Origin of the sequence: Enterobacter cloacae complex sp.6700776, assembly GCF_048284255.1 — a bacterium.
GTDB classification, from domain to species: Bacteria; Pseudomonadota; Gammaproteobacteria; order Enterobacterales; family Enterobacteriaceae; genus Enterobacter; species Enterobacter intestinihominis.
This window is the reverse complement of sequence record NZ_JBLVYK010000246.1, coordinates 1-282: the sequence shown is the minus strand read 5'-3', so window position 1 is coordinate 282 and position 282 is coordinate 1. Positions and strand designations below refer to the sequence as shown.

Below are 282 nucleotides of genomic sequence, written 5' to 3'. Positions count from 1 at the left end.
CTTAAACAGTTTTGTCTACGAAGAAGCATGGTCTTTTGAGAATTACGTAGAGATCTTCACCAACGATTTCTATCTACAAGCATTTCAAAACACTTTGTGGCTATCGCTGATTTGTAGCGTTGTTGGTTTGCTTATCGCTTGTGTAACGGCATTTTCTATCTATAAGATGCAAGGCAAAGTGCGCAATTTCATGATTTCGTTTACCACCATGGCGAGCAACTTCAGCGGCGTACCGTTAGCCTTCGCGTTTATTATTATCTTAGGTTTTAACGGAGCCATTAC

General features: G+C 40.4%; 1 pseudogene. It reads left to right on the top strand.

Going from position 1 to position 282, the window contains the following annotated elements:
• Nucleotides 1-282, top strand: a pseudogene (locus ACNQ0T_RS24090) (ABC transporter permease); the annotation flags it as partial.